Source organism: Streptomyces sp. Rer75, assembly GCF_013414305.1.
In the GTDB taxonomy this organism is placed as follows: Bacteria; Actinomycetota; Actinomycetes; order Streptomycetales; family Streptomycetaceae; genus Streptomyces; species Streptomyces himastatinicus.
This window is the reverse complement of the sequence record NZ_CP058693.1, coordinates 5,376,810-5,394,375: the sequence shown is the minus strand read 5'-3', so window position 1 is coordinate 5,394,375 and position 17,566 is coordinate 5,376,810. Positions and strand designations below refer to the sequence as shown.

The window sequence follows — 17,566 nt, the reverse complement described above, 5'->3', positions numbered from 1 at the left end:
TGACGCCGTTCGTGCGGGCCGTACGCAGTGGGCCAAGGGCCCGGGGCCTCAGAGGAACGAGTTGATCTGGATCGTCTCGTCGCGGCCCGGGCCGACGCCGATCGCCGAGATGGGCGCGCCGGACATGTCCTCCAGCGCCTGCACGTACCGCTGTGCGTTCTTCGGCAGGTCGTCGAAGGTCTTGGCCTGGGTGATGTCCTCCGACCAGCCCGGCAGCGTCTCGTAGATCGGCTTGGCGTGGTGGAAGTCGGTCTGGCTGTACGGCAGTTCCTCGACGCGCTTCCCGTCGATCTCGTACGCCACGCACACCGGGATGCGCTCCCAGCCGGTGAGCACGTCGAGCTTGGTGAGGAAGAAGTCGGTGAGCCCGTTGACCCGGGTCGCGTAGCGCGCGATGACCGCGTCGAACCAGCCGCAGCGCCGGTCGCGGCCGGTGGTCACGCCGCGCTCGCCGCCGATGGTGCGCAGCTTCTCGCCGTCCTCGTCCATCAGCTCGGTCGGGAAGGGGCCCGCGCCGACACGCGTGGTGTAGGCCTTCAGGATCCCGATCACCCGGTTGATCTTCGTCGGTCCGACGCCCGCACCGGTGCAGGCGCCGCCCGCGGTCGGGTTGGAGGAGGTGACGAAGGGGTACGTGCCGTGGTCGACGTCGAGCAGGGTGCCCTGGCCGCCCTCGAAGAGCACGACCTGGCCCCGGTCGACGGCGTCGTTGAGGATCAGGGTGGTGTCGGCGACGTAGCCGCGGAGCTGGTCCGCGTAGCCGAGCAGCTCCTCGACCACCTGGTCCACGGCGATGGCGCGGCGGTTGTAGAGCTTGGCGAGCACCTGGTTCTTGAAGTCGAGCGCGGCCTCGACCTTCTGCCGCAGGATGGACTCGTCGAAGATGTCCTGGACCCGGATGCCGACGCGGTTGATCTTGTCGGCGTAGGACGGGCCGATGCCACGGCCGGTGGTGCCGATCTTCCGCTTCCCGAGGAAGCGTTCCGTCACCTTGTCGATCGTGGTGTGATACGGCGTGATCAGGTGGGCGTTACCGCTGATCAGCAGCTTGGACGTGTCGACGCCGCGCTCGTTCAGCCCGCTCAGCTCGGAGAGCAGGACCGCGGGGTCGACGACGACGCCGTTCCCGATGACGGGGGTACATCCGGGCGAGAGGATGCCGGACGGGAGCAGGTGCAGGGCGTACTTCTGGTCGCCGACCACCACCGTGTGGCCCGCGTTGTTGCCGCCCTGGTAGCGGACCACGTAGTCAACCGAGCCACCGAGCAGGTCGGTGGCCTTTCCCTTGCCCTCGTCACCCCACTGAGCACCGAGCAGCACAAGTGCGGGCACAGGCGTACACCCCTTCCGGGCGGGGCATGTCCAACGTGCGTGGTGGCGTGCGTCACCACAAGAGCCGTCGAACCGGTGCCCCGGATAGACGAAGCCCCTGGCGCAACAGCGACAGGGGCTCTTGCACCGAGAGATTACCTGAGGAAGGACCGAGGTGTCGGCTCCAGATCCCTGGCACTCTCCGCCGGACACCGTCCGGGGGCGCCGCCTGCTCATGGTCATCGACCCCAACGCCCGGCGAACGGACGGGGAGTCGGTGCGCATCGCGAAAGATGTGCTGTGTGCGGGCGCGCAAACGAAAATCTGCCTGCCGGACGGCCCGGAGGAAGTCGAGCGGGCGCTGGCCCGGCGCGGCGGCCGACGGCCGGTCGTGGTGGGCGACGACCGGGCCCTGCTGCGGGTCGTGGAGCTGCTGCACCGGCAGCGCGAGCTGGCGGACGCGGCGCTGTCCGTCGTGCCCGTGGGCGGGGCGGCCACGGTCGCCCTCGCCCATGCGCTCGGCGTGCCGACGGACGCGGTCGCGGCGGCGCGCACCGTGCTCGACGGGGCCGCCCGCCCGCGTGACCTGCTGGTGGACGAGAGCGGCGGGGTGGTCCTCGGGGGCCTGCGCATCCCCGGCGGGGACGGCGCGGGCGGTACGGCGCCACCGGGCCCGGCCGGGCCCTCCCGCACCGGTCCTGGCACCGCGGACGGCGGCATGACCGGCGCCGCGGGCGGCGGTGCGGCGGGCGGCTGCGACTGCGGCTGCGATCCGTACGCCGAGGACCCCGGCGCGGCCGGGCCGGGGACCGGGGCCGGGCCCGGCGGCGCGGCGGGGCCGCCGCGCCCGGGCGGCTGCGCCGGCGGCGGCCACCACTCCTGGTGGACCCCGGCGGCGCGCACCGCGCGGACGGCGCTGACGCTGCTGTCGCTGCCGGTCATGGGGCTCGGCGGGGGCGGCCGGGGGCGCCGGGCACAGCCGCCGCCGCAGCGGCTGCGGGTCGAGGCGGACGGGGTGCTGCTGACCGATCTGGACCGGCAGGTCGAGGGCGTCTCGGTGTCGACGGCCGCGCCGGGCGGCGGGCTGGCCGAGGTGGTGGTCCATCCGCACGCGGACGAGGGCGCCGAGGGGCCGGTCCGGGCGCGGGCCCGGGCCGTGACCGTCTCCGGCCAGGACTTCCGCTACCACTCGGACGCGCTGGTCCGCGGCCCGGTGCGCAGCCGGACCTGGACGGTGCTGGCGGGTGCGTGGAGCCTCACCCTGCCGTACCGCCGCTGACGGCTCGTGCCGCTCGTGCCGCTGACGGCCCGTGCCGCTCGTGCCGCTGACGGCCCGTACGGCTTACGGCTCCTCGTACGGCTCCTCGGCCCCGGTGGCGGCGCGGGTCGCCGCCTGGTGGGCGCGCCAGCGCTCCAGCATGGTGCGCAGCTCGGCTTGCATGAACTCGAAGAACTCGGCGGTCTCGGAGGCCCGCTGTCCGGCTGGGGTCCCGGGGCCGAGGACCTTCGCGCCGTCCCGCATGGTGGACTCCCAGCGCGTGAGCACCTGGTCGCGGCGGGTCATCGTCTCGTACCAGACCTCGTTGTAGAGCCGGTAACGCTCGCGCCGGGAGCCCGGTTCGCGTTCCCGCGCGACCAGGTCGACCTGGGCGAGGTAGCGGATCGCGCCGGAGACGGCGGCCGGGCTGATCTGGAGCCGCTCGGCGAGTTCGGCGGAGGTGAGCGCGCCGGAGTCGGAGACGAGGAGCGCGGCGAGGACGCGGGCGCCCATCCGCTGCATCCCGGCCTCGACGAGGTCGGCGGCGAACCGCTCGACGAACCGGGATACCGCCTCGTCATCTCGTACGTCGTGTTCTTCGATCATCTCCCTCACCGGCTCATCATCTCCCCTCTTCGTCACATCATCATAAGTTTATACGGTTCCCCAACTTCACAAATTTGTGAAAGTAGCGTAGCTTCGAAATCATGAAGACGGCAATCTCCGCGTCCGGCCTGCACAAGTCCTTCGGCCGGACCCACGCGTTGGACGGCCTCGACCTCGAAGTCGAGGCAGGCGAGGTCCACGGCTTCCTCGGCCCCAACGGCGCCGGGAAGTCCACCAGCATCCGGGTCCTGCTCGGACTGCTGCGCGCCGACTCCGGTGCGGTCCAGCTCCTCGGCAAGGACCCCTGGCACGATGCGGTCGACCTCCACCAGCACATCGCGTACGTCCCCGGAGACGTCACCCTGTGGCGCAGCCTGAGCGGTGGCGAGGTCATCGACCTGTACGGGCGGCTCCGCGGCGGTCTCGACCAGACCCGGCGCGCCCAGCTGCTGGAGCGGTTCGAGCTGGACCCGACCAAGAAGGGCCACACCTACTCCAAGGGCAACCGCCAGAAGGTCGCGCTGGTCGCCGCCTTCGCCTCCGAGGTCGAACTGCTGATCCTGGACGAGCCGACCTCCGGGCTCGACCCGCTGATGGAGGAGATCTTCCGCGAGTGCGTGGCCGAGGAGCGCGACCGCGGGCGCACCGTGCTGCTCTCCAGCCACATCCTCAGCGAGGTCGAGGCGCTGTGCGGCCGGGTCAGCATCATCCGCAAGGGCAGGCGGGTCGAGTCCGGCTCGCTCGCCGAGCTCCGCCATCTGACCCGTACGTCGGTGACCGCCGAGCTGGCCGCCGCGCCCACCGGGCTGTCCGGGCTGCCCGGGGTCCACGGCCTCGACGTCCAGGACCGGCACGTCAAGCTCCAGGTCGACAGCGACAAGCTGGACGCCGTGCTGCGCCGGCTCACCGAGGCGGGCGTGCGCAGCCTCACCTCCACCCCGCCCACCCTGGAAGAGCTGTTCCTGCGCCACTACCAGGACGACATCACCCGCACCGACGCCGAGACGGGCGCAGGCACCGGCACCGGCACCGGCACCGAAGAGGCGGTCGCCCGATGACCGCCGTAGCCGACACCCGGGTCACCGGCCGGGCCCGCGGATCGTCCCGCGACCTGACCGGCACCGGCACCCTGCTGCGGCTCGCGCTGCGCCGCGACCGGATCATGATGCCGGTGTGGGTGCTGTGCCTCGGGCTGACCGCCTCCAGCACCGTCGGCCGCCTCGACAGCGCCTACGAGACACCCGGCCAGCGCACCCAGCTCGTCCAGGACATGAACGGCAACGGGGCGACCCGCGCGCTGTTCGGGACCGCCTTCGGTGACTCGCTCGGCGCGCTCACCGTCTGGCGGGTGGGCGCCTTCCTCACCGTATTCGCCGCGATCATGAGCCTGCTCATCGTCATCCGGCACACCCGTGAGGAGGAGGAGACCGGCCGCCAGGAGGCGCTGTCCTCCTGTGTCGTCGGCCGCCGCGCGGGCCTCACCGCGGCCCTGCTCACCGTGGCCATCGCCAACGGCGCCGTCGCCCTGCTCGTCGCGGGCGGTCTCGCGGCCCAGGGCGGCAGCGGAGCGGTCGCGCTGGGGCTGGCCGTCGGGCTGTCCGGGATGGCCTTCGGCGGTCTCGCCGCCGTCGCCGCCCAGCTCACCGAGAGCGCGCGGCTCGCCCGGGGGCTGTCCGCGGCCGCCGTCGGCGTGGCGTTCGTGCTGCGCATGGCGGGCGACGCCGCCGAGGACGGCACCAAGGGCTCCGGTCATGTGCTGACCTGGCTCTCGCCGCTGGGCTGGGCCGAGTACGCCCGGCCGTTCGCGGCCGAGCGCTGGTGGCCGCTGCTGCTGATCGCGGTGCTGGCCGCCGCGTCGATCTCCGTCGCGTACTCCCTGGCCGGGCGTCGCGACGTCGGCGCCAGCTTCTACGCGACCCGCCCCGGCCCACGCGCCGCGGGTCCGTTCCTGAAGGGCGTCTTCGGCCTGGGCTGGCGCCTCCAGCGCGGTGCCCTGGCCGGGTGGGTCGCCGGGTTCGTCTTCGCGGGCGCCATCTTCGGCGCCATCTCGGACGGCGCCGACGACTTCCTCGGCGACAGCGACCAGACCCGGGAGATCATCGAGCGCATGGGCGGCGCCCAAGGGCTCAACGACGCCTTCCTGGCCTCCATGGTCGGCATCCTCGGCACCATCCTCACCGTCTACTCCGCGAGCTCCGTGCTGCGGCTGCGCAGCGAGGAGACCGACCAGCGGGCCGAACCACTGCTGTCCAACGCCGTCAGCCGACTGCGCTGGGCCGCCAGCCACCTGGTCATCTCCTACCTCGGCCCGGTCGCCGTGCTCGCCGTCGGCGGGCTGGCGCTCGGCCTCGGCTACGGGCTGGCGTCGGGCGACGTGGGCGGCTCGCTGCCGCGCGTCCTGGGCGCCGCGCTCTCCCAGGCGCCCGCGGTGTGGCTGATCACCAGCCTGACGGTGCTGCTCATCGGGGCGCTCCCGAAGTACTCGTCCGCCGCCTGGGGCCTGGTCGGCTGGGTCGTCGCCCTCGGCTGGATGGGCCCGGCGCTCAAGGTGTCGCAATCCATCATGAACACCTCGCCGTTCAGCCATCTGCCGAAGCTGCCCGGTGAGCACGTCACCGCGGCGCCGTTCGTGTGGATGGTGCTGCTGTCGGCCGTCCTGACCGCCGGAGGGCTGGTGGCCCTGCGCCGCCGCGACATCGGCTGACCCTTCCGTCAGCCCCCTCCCCGGCATGCCTCTCGGCGCCGGGCCCGCACTCCCCCTGTGGCGGGCCCGGCGCCGAGTCATGTGCGGGGCGTATGCGTCCGCGGGTGCGGATGCGGGTGCGGGTGCGTTGCGGCCACCGACCCGGTCCTCAGACCTCAGACCTCCACCAGCAGCTCCGTCAGCCCGCGGATCACATAGCCAGGCCGCCACTCCGGCTCCCGGACCAGCCGCAGCCCCGGCGCGGCGCGCAGCAGCGCGCCGAAGGACGCGGCGAGTTCGATACGGGCCAGCGGGGCACCCAGGCAGTAGTGGATACCGGCGCCGAAGCTGAGGTGGGGGTTGTCGGCGCGGGCGAGGTCGAGCGTGTCGGGCCGCTCGAAGCGGGCCGGGTCGCGGTTGGCCGAGCCGAAGAGCAGGGCGACCTCGCTGCCGCGCGGGATGAGGGTGTCGCCGACCCGGATGTCCTCCAGGACCCAGCGCTCGAACAGCTGGAGCGGAGTGTCGTAGCGCAGCAGCTCATCCACAGCGGTGGACAACAGCGCGTCCGGGGCGTCCCGCAGCCGGGCCAGCTGGTCGGGATGGCGGAAGAGCGTCCACCAGCCGTTGCCGGTGGTGTTGACGGTGGCCTCGTGGCCCGCGTTCAGCAGCAGCACACACGTGGACACCATCTCCTGCTCGGAGAGCCGGTCCCCCTCGTCGTGCGCGGCGATCAGCGCGCTGATCAGATCCTCGCCCGGGTCCTTGCGGCGGGCGGCGATCAGCCCCCGCAGATACGCCGAGAACTCCTCCGACGCCCGCACCGCGCGGCGCGCCGTCTCCTCGCCCGGGTTCAGCTCGAACATCCCGCAGATGTCCGCCGACCAGGGGCGCAGCGCGGGGCGGTCGGCATGCGGAATGCCCAGCATCTCGGCGATGACCTCGACCGGCAGCGGTTCGGCGACCGCCGCGATGAGGTCGCCGCCGCCGGAGGCGGCGAACGAGTCCGCCAGCCCGGCCGCCAGCCGCCGGATCGTCGGCACCAGGCCCTGGACCGTGCGCGGGGTGAACGCCTTGGAGACCAGCCGCCGCAGCCGGGTGTGGTCCGGCGCCTCCAGGTCCAGCATGCCGTTGCCGTTGAGGGTGTGGAACGGCTCGTGCTCGGGCGGCGGGGCCGTGCGGCCGAACTCCTCATGGGTGAAGCGATGCAGATACGTACGGCCCAGCCGCCGGTCGGTCAGCAGGGCGCGCACATCCTCGAAGTGCGGGATCAGCCACTGACGGGAGGGCGCGAACCAGTGCGCCCTGCCCCGCTCACGGAGGCTCGCGTAGGCCGGGTAGGGGTCGGCGACGAACGACGGCTGCCACGGGTCGAAGGCAGGGGCTGCGCTGCTCATTACCGGACCGTATCGCCGGACCGGCCCGTCCTCCAGAGCGCTTCGGGTGTCGTCGGCGATCGGCTCGGCGGTCGGCTCGCGCGGTCGGCTCTCGTGGCCGGACCGGCGATCAGCCTCCTGGGGTCACGAGCCGCGCCTCGTACGCGAAGACCGCGGCCTGGGTGCGGTCCCGCAGGCCGAGCTTCACCAGGATCCGGCTCACATGGGTCTTCACCGTCGACTCCGCCACCACCAGATGCTGCGCGATCTCCGCGTTGGACCGGCCCTGCGCAACCAGCACCAGCACCTCGTTCTCCCGCTCGGTCAGCTCGTCCAGCCGCGCCTGCGGGCCCGGCCGCGCCGCCCCGGCCAGCGCGGGCCCTCCGGCCTGCGAGAACGTCGCGATGAGTCGCTTGGTGACCGTGGGCGCCAGCAGCGCCTCCCCCGCCGCCACCACCCGCACCGCCTCGCCGAGCTGACGGGCCGAGGCGTCCTTGAGCAGAAAGCCGCTCGCCCCGGCGCGCAGCGCCTGGTAGACGTACTCGTCCAGGTCGAAGGTGGTCAGCACCAGGACCTTGGCGTCGGCGTCCGCCGCCACGATCTCCCGCGTCGCCTCCAGCCCGTTCAGCACGGGCATCCGGATGTCCATCAGGACCACATCCGGGCGCAGCGCCGCGACCTGGGCGATCGCCTCGCGGCCGTCGACCGCCTCACCGACGACCTCGATGTCCGGCTGGGCGCCCAGCAGCACGGAGAAGCCCTCGCGGACCATCATCTGGTCGTCCACGATCAGCACGCGGATGGTCGTCATGCCTCCGGCTCCGCCACCGTCTCCGGCACCGCGATCTCCGGGGCCGCCATCTCCGGGGCCGGGATGAAGACGGTGACCTCATAGCCGCCGTCCTCCTCCCGCGCCCCGGCCCGTATCTCCCCGTCCAGCATCGTGACCCGCTCCCGCATGCCGAGCAGCCCGTGGCCCATGCCCGGCGAGGGCGGCACCGCCTTGGTGGGCGGCCCGTTGACGACGCGCAACCCGAGACCGCCCAGCACATACGACACCTCGACGCGCGCCGCGGAACCCGGGGCATGGCGCAGCGCGTTGCTCAGCGCCTCCTGCACGATGCGGTACGCGGACAGCTCCACGCCCTGCGGCAGCGGGCGCACCGCGCCCGTCGTGACGTGGTCGACCGCCAGGCCCGCCGCCCGCACCCCCGCGAAGAGGCCGTCGAGCGCGGCCAGCGTGGGCTGGGGCGCCTCGGGGTCGGCGTCCGTGTCGATGTCATCGGCCCGCACCACCCCGAGCACCCGGCGCAGTTCGGTGAGGGCGATCACCGCGTTCTCCCGGATGGTCGCGAAGCTCCTGGTCAGCTCCTCGGGCGGGTTCTCCACCCGGTACGGGGCGGCCTCCGCCTGGATGGCGATGACGGACATGTGGTGCGCGACCACGTCGTGCAGCTCCCGCGCGATGGTCGCGCGCTCCTCCAGGGTGGTGCGGCGGGACCGCTCCTCGACGGTCACCGACTCCTGCACCGCGATCCGCCGCTTGCTCTCGCGCAGGCTGCGCGCGGTGACGACGGCACAGAGCAGCAGCCCGGAGACGAACAGCATCGGGAAGGTGTCCGAGACGTACGGGGCGTCGTTGACGTACTCGAGGACACCCGCGAGAAGGGCCGTGAACAGCCATATCTCGGCGGCCGCCCGGGGACGCGACCGGGCCGCGACCATCACCATCACCAGGACGTGGGAGGTGGCCAGCGGAATGGGCCACGGCCAGCCCACGATCGGTTCCAGAGGCAGCAGCTCCAGCCCCGCCACAGCGCTCGCCCCGAACGACAGCCACCAGGCGCCGACCGGCCGGAACAGCGTCAGTAGCAGCGGCACCCCGCACAGCAGGGCCAGGACCAGGCTCATGTCGTCGTCCACCAGGACGACCGACTGCGCCATGACGTAGAACGCGCAGGCCGACAGCGCGGCGTGCGGCAGCCAGCCCACATATCGCCGGGCCCGCTCCGGGGCCCGGCGCATCAGCGGATTCCCGGAACTCAGCGGCGGCAACGGGTGGATGGCGAACGCGTCGTCGATCAAGTCCTGCCGCAGGCCGGACAGCGCACTGCGGGCGATGCGGAGTTCGGTCCGCGGAAGGGTCTGGGTCACGCCTCATACCGTAGGCAGCGGGCGGGCCCGCGTCGTCCCCAGCAATGGTGATTGTCCGGCGTCCCTCTCAAGTACTACGAGGGTGATGGCCGCGCGGCGGCCCGGGCGATCTCGTCGGCGACCGTGCGGGCGGCGGCGGTGGCCGGGTCGATCAGCGGAAAGTGCCCGACGGCGGCGATGCGCACCACCCGCGGCGGCTCCCCGGCAACCGCCCCGGCCGCGGCGAAGGAATCCGCGACCTGCGGCGGAACGTCGACGTCCGTGCCGCCCTGCACGAGGACCGTGGGCACGCCGGTGGGCAGCAGCGCGGCGGGATCGGCGAGCGGAAGCCGCGCCGCGAGCCGGTCACCGAGCAGTTGGTCGACGGCGTCGGAACACACCCGCAGCGCGCGGGCGGCGGTGAGATCCGCGATCGGCGCGAGCGCGACGACGCCGCGGAGCGGGGGAGGCGCGGGCAGATGCCACCGGGCCTGCGGCGGCAGGCGGTGCCGGGCCGCCGCCCACAGCGCGGCGTGCCCGCCCGCGGAGTGCCCGGCGAGCACGACGCGCTCGGCGTCCACCCCGCCGAGCCCCAACTCCCCCACCAGCCGCGGCACCCGGTCGACGACGGCGGCGATGTCATCGAAGGTCTCCGGCCACCGGCCCGCCAGGTGCTGCGCCCCTGGCGGGTGTTCACGGTGAGGCTCACTGCCTGCCGCAGCACCGTCGTCCGTGCCCTGCGGGCCCTGGCCGAGGCGTTCGGTGTCGTGCCGCCCGACGGGCGCGGCCTCGGCGCCGCGGCGGTATTCCGGCAGTGCCACCGCGAGGCCGCGTTCCGCCAGGTAGGCGGCGAACGGCGAGAGGTGGTGGCGGTCGTAGGGGGCGCGCCAGGCGCCGCCGTGGAAGAGGATCACCAGCGGGGCGGGCCCGGCCGGGTCGCGGGGGAGGTGGAAGTCCACCACCTGGTCCGGGTGTTCGCCGTACGCGGCCGTCGCGTCCGGCGCCACCGGGGCGTGGCCGAACAGGGACGCCTCCTCGGCGGCCGCGTCGCGTGGCATCGGTCAGCCCACCTCGTCCAGCACGTCGGCCAGCACCCGCGCCGCCCGCTCCACCTCGGCGAAGCCGGTGTACAGCGGGGTGAAGCCGAAGCGCAGCACGTCGGGGCGGCGGAAGTCGCCGACGACGCCGCGCCGGACCAGTTCGGCCATCGCCGGGCCCGCGTCCGCGCAGCGCAGCGCGACCTGGCTGCCGCGTTCCGCGTGGGCGGCCGGGGTGACGGACCGGACGCGCCCGGCCGGTACGTACCGTACGTCAGGGCCACCGTACGGCCTCGACCGACGTCGCTTCCAGCCGGCAGGCCAGCAGAGGATGTCGGGGGTGCCGACGCGGCCGCGTACCGCGCCGTCGGCGGGGGTGTACGAGGTGTCCATGCCGAAGGGGTCGGCATGGGAGTTCCAGCCGGGCAGCGGGGAGTCGAAGCGCGGCTGGTGCTCCCGCGCCACGTACAGATAGGCGGGCGCACCGGGCCCGCCGTTGAGGTACTTGTACGTACAGCCGACGGCGAGGTCGACCCCGTGCGCGTCGAGCCCCACCGGCAGCGCGCCCGCGCTGTGGCACAGGTCCCACACGGCGAGGGCCCCGGCCGCGTGCACGGCGGCCGTCGTCCCGGGCAGGTCATGGAGGCGGCCGGTCCGGTAGTCGACGTGGTTGACGAGCGCGACGGCGGTGCGCGGCCCGACCGCGGTCGGCACGTCGCCCGCCGCCACGGCCCGCACGGTGCAGCCGGTCATGCGGGCGGCGGACTCGGCGATGTAGCCGTCGGTGGGGAAGGTGGCCTCGTCCACCACGATCTGGTCGCGGTGGGCGCCGCGCTCCTGGGCGATGCGTACCGCGGCGACGACCGCCTTGAAGACGTTCACGCTGGTCGAGTCGCCGACCACCACCTGGCCGGGGGCGGCCCCGACGATCCGCCCCACGCGGTCGCCGATCCGCTCGGGGGCGGTCCACCAGCCGCTCTCCTCCCAGGAGCGGATGCGCAGCTGTCCCCATTCGCGGGCCACGACATCGGCCAGCCGGGCGGGGACGGAGCGGGGCAGGGCGCCGAGCGAATTGCCGTCGAGGTAGACGGTGTCGTCGAGGGTGAAGGCGTCGCGCTTGGCGCGGAGTTCATCGGCCGCGTCGAGCGCGGCGGCCTCGTCCGTCAGGTCCGAGGCGTCCGTGGAGATCGTCGCGTCAGACATGGCTACGGGCCGTCCACAGCTCGGGGAAGACGTTCTTCGCGGCGCGCTTCTCCAGCCAGGCGACCCCGGCGGAGCCGCCCGTTCCGGTCTTGGCGCCCATCGCCCGCCGGGTGGCCACCAGATGGTCGTTGCGCCAGCGCCACACCAGCTCGGCGACCTCGGTCAGCGCCTCGCCGAGCCGGATCAGCTCGCCCTCGCGCGGGCCGGAGTAGATCTCCTGCCACACCCGCTCCACGGCGGGGTCCGGTTCGTACCGGCGGGCGGGGTCGCGGTCCAGTACGGCGGCGGGTACGGCGTGGCCGCGGCGGGCCAGGAAGCGCAGCACCTCGTCGTAGAGGCTGGGTTCGGTCAGCGCCTTCTCCAGCTCCGCGTACTCGCGCGGCGCTCCCCGGTGCGGGACCAGCATGGACGCCGACTTCTCGCCGAGCAGGAACTCCAGCCGCCGGTACATCGCGGACTGGAAGCCGGAGCCGTCGCCGAGCGCGGAGCGGTACGCGTTGAACTGGCCGGGCGTGAGGTGCGCGAGCGGCTTCCAGGACGCGTTCAGCGACTCCAGCTCGTACGTGGAGCGCCGCAGCGCCTCCAGCGCGGTGGGCACGTCGTCCTCGCGCAGCGCCTGCGCGGCGGTGTGCCACTCGTGGACGATGACGGTGAACCACAGCTCCATGACCTGGGTGGTCACCAGGAAGACCATCTCGCCGGGGTCGTCGGAGAGCGGGTGCTGGAGGTGGGTGAGGACGGACGCCCGGACGTAGTCCTCGTACGGGGTCGTGCCCTGGAAGTCCAGATGGGGCGCTTCCGGCTCGCCGTCGGACGCGACGGCTTCCTCGGGCGCGGGGGCGGTTTTCGGGGCAGGCTGCTGCGACATCGCATCTCCTGATTACGCGCTACCGGGTAGCGGTCCGCCCCATCCCTTCGGTCTCGGAGCCCCGGTCCCCTCAGGGGCCACATCAGTGGTCCCTGCCCGCATCATGCGTGCCGCGCGCGCCGCCCGCAAGTGCGTGCGGCACGTTCGCGACGGCGCGAAACGGGCCTGCCGGTGCGAATCGCCCCGGCAGGCCCACGCCTCGCCAGAGGTCAGGAGAGCGTGTCCGCCGCGGTCGGGGAGCTGTCGCGCAGGAACGTCGAGCAGCGCTCGTACTCCTCCTGCTCACCGATGGACTGCGCGGCGCGGGCGAGCGCGTGCAGGGCGCGCAGGAAGCCACGGTTGGGCTCGTGCTCGAAGGGCACGGGACCGTGGCCCTTCCAGCCGCTGCGCCGCAGCGCGTCCAGCCCGCGGTGGTAGCCGGTGCGGGCGTACGCGTACGACTCGACCACCCGGCCGTTCTCGAACGCCTCGTCCGCGAGCTGGGCCCAGGCGAGCGAGGAGGCCGGGTACTTCGCGGCGACCTCGGCGGGAGCCGCACCGGACGCGAGCAGTTCCCGGGGCTCGGGGTCGTCGGGCAGATGGGTCGGGGGCGGTCCCCCGAGCAGGTTCTCGTGAATGGCCATGGGTTCCAGTCTGCCGGACCACCCACCCCGCCCGCCGCCCCACACCCGGCTCCGGCTGCCCCCGCGGGGCCGCGGCAGGTCAGGCGGGGGGACCGCCGGGGCGGCCGGGACCGGCGGGGGGACCGCCGGGGCGGCGGGGCCGCTCGCCCGGGTCCAGGGGCGGGGCGCCCACCCCGCAGTGGTACGCGCACTCGGGACGGCAGGGGCGCTCCTCCGCCGCCCGCGCCCCCTCCTCCCCGGGCTCCCCGGCTTCCCCGGGCTCCACGCTCCCGGCCCGCTCCAGCGCGTCCGCCCGTACCGCCCGCCAGGCGATGAGCGCGCCCACCACCAGCACCGCCGCGCAGATCGGCATCGCCCGCCGGAAGGACTCCGAGAACAGGTCCGCCGACCGGTACGCCTCCGAGCCCATGCCCGCCAGCAGCGGCAGCGCCGCCACCGCGACCAGGCCCGCCGCCCGCGCCGCCGCGTTGTTGATGCCGCTGGCCAGGCCCGCCCGTCCGACGTCCACCGAGGCCAGGACGGTCGCGGTGAGCGGGGCGACGAGCACCACCATGCCCAGCCCCATCACCACCAGCGCGGGCAGCACGTCCCGCCAGTAGACGGCCCCCACCCCGGCCCGGGTCATCAGCAGCATTCCGGCCGCGCACAGCAGCGGGCCGACGGTGAGCGGGATGCGCGGGCCGATGCGCTTGCCCAGCTCACCGGAGCGGGCCGACAGCAGCAGCATCAGCAGGGTCGTCGGCAGCAGCGCGGTCCCGGCGGCGAGCGCGGAGTAGCCGACGACCACCTGGAGGTTCAGCACGACCAGGAAGAAGAAGCCGCCGAAGGCCGCGTACACGCACAGCGTCACCGCGTTCACGGCGGTGAACTGGCGCGACGAGAACAGGGAGAGCGGCAGCATCGGCTCGGGGCGGACCCGCTCCGCGTACACGAAGGCCACCCCCGCCAGCAGCCCGCCCACGGCGGGCAGCACCACGGAGAGCGACGCGCCCCGCTGCGGCGCGGCGATCAGCGCGTACGTCACCAGGCCGAGCGCGAGCGCGCCGAGCACCGCGCCCAGGACGTCGAACCGGCCGTGCGCCCGCGGATCCCGGGACTCCGGTACGTGCCGCAGCGCGACCGGTACGCACACGGCCGCCAGCGGCACATTGAGGAAGAACACCCAGCGCCAGCCCGGACCGTCCACCAGCCAGCCCCCGAGGAACGGCCCGATCGCCGCCCCCACCCCGCCGAACCCGGACCACAGCCCGACCGCCCGGGCCCGGTCGTCGGGGTGGATGACCGCCTGGATCAGCGCCAGCGAGCCGGGGGTGAGCAGCGCCCCGCCGATGCCCTGGAGCGCGCGGGCGGCGATGAGCACCCCGGCGTTCGGCGCCATCCCGCACAGCAGGGACGCGAGGGCGAACCACACGACGCCGACGGTGAACACCCGCCGCCGCCCGAAGCGGTCGCCGAGCGCCCCGCCGAGGAGGATGAGCCCGGCGAGGGTGAGCAGGTAGGCGTTGACGGTCCACTGGAGGACGGCCAGGTCGGCGCCGAGGTCGAGCCCGATGCGGGGCAGGGCGACATTGACCACGGTGCTGTCGACGAGGGCCATCGCGGAGCCCAGCACGGTGGTGAGCACGACCCACCGCCCGGAGGCGCTGGAGAGCCGCACCGCGGTGGCGGGTGCGCTATCGCTCATACCTGGATCATCCTCGCGTCGCCCGCGAGGGGCCAGCCCACGAAGGGGGCGCAGTACGCACGCACGCGGGCCCGGGACCCGCCGCGCTGGCGGGGCCCCGGGCCCGGAACGGAACGGTGCCGGTTACTTCAGCTTGGTGCCGGTGGAGCGCAGGTTCGCGCAGGCCTGCGTGACCCGCTCGGCCATGCTCTTCTCGGCCACCTTGCCCCAGCTGCGCGGGTCGTAGGTCTTCTTGTTGCCGACCTCGCCGTCGACCTTCAGCACGCCGTCGTAGTTGCGGAACATGTGGTCCGCGATCGGCCGGGTGAAGGCGTACTGGGTGTCGGTGTCGAGGTTCATCTTCACCACGCCGTTCTCCAGCGCCGTGAGGATCTCCTGCTCCGTGGAGCCGGAGCCGCCGTGGAAGACGAAGTCGAACGGGTCGGTCTTGCCGGACTTCGCGGCGATGCCGTCCTGGAGCTGGCGCAGCAGCTCCGGGCGCAGCACGACGTTGCCCGGCTTGTAGACGCCGTGGACGTTGCCGAAGGAGGCGGCCAGCAGGTAGCGGCCCTTCTCGCCCAGGCCCAGCGCCTCGGCCGTGCGCTCGACGTCCGCGACGGTGGTGTACAGCTCGTCGTTGATCTCGTGCGAGACGCCGTCCTCCTCGCCGCCGGTCGGGGTGATCTCGACCTCGAGGATGATCTTGGCCTTGACCGCCTCGGCCAGCAGCTCCTGCGCGATGCGCAGGTTGTCGTCCAGCGTCTCGGCGGAGCCGTCCCACATGTGGGACTGGAACAGCGGGTTCTGGCCGCTCGCGACGCGCTCCTGGGAGACCGCGAGCAGCGGACGCACATAGCCGTCCAGCTTGTCCTTCGGGCAGTGGTCGGTGTGCAGCGCGATGTTGACCGGGTACTTCTTGGCGACGACGTGCGCGAACTCGGCGAGCGCGACCGCGCCGGACACCATGTCCTTGCTGTACTGGCCACCCAGGAACTCGGCACCACCGGTGGAGATCTGGACGATGCCGTCGCTCTCCGCTTCGGCGAAGCCCCGCAGCGCGGCGTGCAGCGTCTGCGTCGAGGTCACGTTGATCGCCGGGTAGGCGAACTTGCCTGCCTTCGCCCGGTCGAGCATCTCGTTGTAGATCTCAGGGGATGCGATGGGCATCTGTCCGCTCCTTGTGATGTGCGGGTGAGGTTCTTGGCCCTGACCTAGGGGGAGTCCTGCGGCGACGTCATCGTCGTGGCCATCTTCCCAGACTCCGCCGATTGCTCCACACGGCGCACGCGGGGACCACACGGACGGGGGTGGGTGGTTTCACGTGAAACCACCCACGCGATTACCCCAGGTCAGCTCAGCTGGTCGGCTCCGGTCGGCTCGGCTTCGGCTCGGCTTCGGCTCGGGTCAGCTCAGGCCGAGGTCGGCGAGCGAGTACGCCGGTACGTAACGCAGCCCGGCGTCCGCGATCGCGGGCGCGGCCCCGCGCTCGACGATCGTGGCGACCGCGACGACCTCGGCACCCGCCTCACGCGCCGCCTCGACGGCGGTCAGCGGCGAGCCTCCGGTGGTGGAGGTGTCCTCGACCACCAGGACCCGTCGGCCCGTGATGTCCGGGCCCTCGATCCGCCGCTGGAGACCGTGGGTCTTCTGCGCCTTGCGGACGACGAAGGCGTCGAGCCTGCGGCCCCGCGCGGCCGCCGCGTGCAGCATGGACGTGGCCACCGGGTCGGCGCCCAGGGTCAGGCCGCCCACCGCGTCGAAGTCCAGGTCGGCCGTGGCGTCGAGCATGACCTGCCCGACCAGGGGCGCGGCCTCGGCGTCCAGGGTGATCCGGCGCAGGTCGATGTAGTAATCGGCCTCCTTGCCGGAGGAGAGGGTCACCTTGCCGTGGACCACGGCCTTGTCCCTGATCTGCTGTAGCAGGGCGTCACGCGCTTCGCTCATGCGCACGAGCTTAGGCGGTGTCCGCCCCCGCCCCCACAGGCCCCTACGTCAGGTCGCGCCAGCTCCACGTCATGGAGATCTCCAGCGGGTCGATGGGCGTGACCAGGCGGGGAAGGGTGTTCAGCCCGTTCGGCGGCCCGGACTGCGGCTCGACGCACACCGCCTCCGCCTGCTCGTCGTAGACCACGACCCATGCGCTGCGGCTGGTGACCTTGAGTTCGAGCCGCTCCGGCCAGGTCAGCGTGACGTCCACGCCGTCCGGCATGCCGAAGCAGTCGTCCCACGGTCCGGGGCCCGGCGGGACGCGGCGGCCGGTGGGGAGGTGGTTCTCGCCGCGCTCCTCCTGCCACTCCGCGGCGAAGGACAGCTCGACGTCGGCGCCGCCCTCGCCCAGGTTGCGCAGGAACCACGGGTGCCACCCGGCCTGCGCCGGGAAGGAGTCGCCCTCCGTCTCCACGCTCATGGTGACGGTCAGCGCGTCCGCGGCCAGCTCGAAGCTCTGGGTGACCCGGCCCTCGTACGGCCAGGGGTCGGCGAGGTCGTAGGTGAAGGCCGCGCTGTCCGGCCCGGTGCGGACCGTGCGCCAGGCGAGGTCCCGGCCGGTGCCGTGAATCGCGTGCGGCGGGGAGTTGACGGGCAGCTGATGGCTCCGGCCGCCGTTGCGGAACCGTCCCAGCTCGACCCGGCCGCACCAGGGCACCATCGGGAAGGACCCGTACCGCGGGCCCTGCCGCAGCAGCTCCGTGCCACCGATGCGCAGCGAGCCGATGCGGCAGCCGTTGTCGGGCGAAACGGTCAGCTCGGCGTCCCCGGCGGTCAGCCGGACGCCCATGGTCTCCGTTGTCTCTTCGGTCACGCCCCGAC

At 73.3% G+C, this 17,566-nt stretch carries 16 protein-coding genes; 3 read left to right on the top strand and 13 right to left on the bottom strand.

The genetic code is table 11. The features are described from left to right. Positions 1-48: 48 nt before the first annotated feature. Positions 49-1,332 carry an adenylosuccinate synthase gene (locus tag HYQ63_RS23020; protein WP_179935667.1) on the bottom strand — a complete coding sequence of 428 codons (1,284 nt, stop codon included), beginning with the start codon at positions 1,330-1,332 and terminating at the stop codon, positions 49-51. A gap of 214 nt (positions 1,333-1,546) precedes the next feature. On the opposite strand from HYQ63_RS23020, the gene HYQ63_RS23015 reads away from it, so the two are divergent. Further along, positions 1,547-2,590: a hypothetical protein gene (locus HYQ63_RS23015; RefSeq protein WP_179940400.1), complete on the top strand. Its 1,044-nt coding sequence runs from the start codon at positions 1,547-1,549 to the stop codon at positions 2,588-2,590. A gap of 63 nt (positions 2,591-2,653) precedes the next feature. On the opposite strand, the gene HYQ63_RS23010 is transcribed toward HYQ63_RS23015, so the two are convergent. Beyond that, the gene (locus HYQ63_RS23010; RefSeq protein ID WP_179940398.1) at positions 2,654-3,175 is read right to left on the bottom strand and encodes a GbsR/MarR family transcriptional regulator; all 522 of its coding nucleotides are present in this window, start codon (positions 3,173-3,175) and stop codon (positions 2,654-2,656) included. A gap of 101 nt (positions 3,176-3,276) precedes the next feature. On the opposite strand from HYQ63_RS23010, the gene HYQ63_RS23005 reads away from it, so the two are divergent. After that, positions 3,277-4,233, top strand: coding sequence for an ABC transporter ATP-binding protein (locus tag HYQ63_RS23005; RefSeq protein WP_179935666.1), 957 nt, complete (start codon positions 3,277-3,279; stop codon positions 4,231-4,233). After that, positions 4,230-5,879 (top strand): ABC transporter permease, encoded by a 1,650-nt coding sequence (locus tag HYQ63_RS23000; protein ID WP_179935665.1) that lies wholly within the window; start codon positions 4,230-4,232, stop codon positions 5,877-5,879. Before HYQ63_RS23005 ends, HYQ63_RS23000 begins: the two co-directional genes overlap by 4 nt. A gap of 155 nt (positions 5,880-6,034) precedes the next feature. Here HYQ63_RS23000 and HYQ63_RS22995 read toward each other — a convergent pair whose 3' ends face one another. The 11 genes from HYQ63_RS22995 to HYQ63_RS22945 all read right to left on the bottom strand — a co-directional run bounded on the left by HYQ63_RS22995 (position 6,035) and on the right by HYQ63_RS22945 (position 17,534). After that, positions 6,035-7,252, bottom strand: coding sequence for a cytochrome P450 (locus HYQ63_RS22995; protein WP_179935664.1), 1,218 nt, complete (start codon positions 7,250-7,252; stop codon positions 6,035-6,037). A gap of 109 nt (positions 7,253-7,361) precedes the next feature. Further along, positions 7,362-8,042, bottom strand: coding sequence for a response regulator transcription factor (locus HYQ63_RS22990; RefSeq protein ID WP_179935663.1), 681 nt, complete (start codon positions 8,040-8,042; stop codon positions 7,362-7,364). Beyond that, entirely contained in the window at positions 8,039-9,385 is a 1,347-nt protein-coding gene (locus tag HYQ63_RS22985) for a sensor histidine kinase (protein ID WP_179935662.1), read from the bottom strand. The genes HYQ63_RS22990 and HYQ63_RS22985 overlap by 4 nt, the downstream gene beginning before the upstream one ends. Positions 9,386-9,459: 74 nt before the next feature. Next, entirely contained in the window at positions 9,460-10,422 is a 963-nt protein-coding gene (locus tag HYQ63_RS22980; protein WP_179935661.1) for an alpha/beta hydrolase, read from the bottom strand. Positions 10,423-10,425: 3 nt separating this feature from the next. Continuing rightward, positions 10,426-11,604, bottom strand: coding sequence for an aminotransferase class V-fold PLP-dependent enzyme (locus HYQ63_RS22975; RefSeq protein WP_179935660.1), 1,179 nt, complete (start codon positions 11,602-11,604; stop codon positions 10,426-10,428). Then, the gene (locus HYQ63_RS22970) at positions 11,597-12,472 is read right to left on the bottom strand and encodes a tryptophan 2,3-dioxygenase family protein (protein ID WP_257232024.1); all 876 of its coding nucleotides are present in this window, start codon (positions 12,470-12,472) and stop codon (positions 11,597-11,599) included. Before HYQ63_RS22970 ends, HYQ63_RS22975 begins: the two co-directional genes overlap by 8 nt. 209 nt (positions 12,473-12,681) lie before the next feature. Beyond that, positions 12,682-13,095 carry a DUF3151 domain-containing protein gene (locus tag HYQ63_RS22965; protein ID WP_179935659.1) on the bottom strand — a complete coding sequence of 138 codons (414 nt, stop codon included), beginning with the start codon at positions 13,093-13,095 and terminating at the stop codon, positions 12,682-12,684. Between the two features lie 79 nt (positions 13,096-13,174). Continuing rightward, entirely contained in the window at positions 13,175-14,779 is a 1,605-nt protein-coding gene (locus HYQ63_RS22960; RefSeq protein ID WP_179935658.1) for a DHA2 family efflux MFS transporter permease subunit, read from the bottom strand. Positions 14,780-14,902: 123 nt separating this feature from the next. Next, entirely contained in the window at positions 14,903-15,925 is a 1,023-nt protein-coding gene (gene fbaA, locus HYQ63_RS22955; protein WP_123101767.1) for a class II fructose-bisphosphate aldolase, read from the bottom strand. A gap of 237 nt (positions 15,926-16,162) precedes the next feature. Further along, a complete protein-coding gene (gene pyrE, locus HYQ63_RS22950) occupies positions 16,163-16,702 on the bottom strand; it encodes an orotate phosphoribosyltransferase (protein ID WP_179935657.1) in 540 nt (179 codons plus the stop codon). Between the two features lie 43 nt (positions 16,703-16,745). Continuing rightward, on the bottom strand, positions 16,746-17,534 hold the full coding sequence (locus tag HYQ63_RS22945) for an aldose 1-epimerase (RefSeq protein WP_179940394.1): 789 nt from the start codon (positions 17,532-17,534) through the stop codon (positions 16,746-16,748). Between the last annotated feature and the right edge of the window lie 32 nt (positions 17,535-17,566).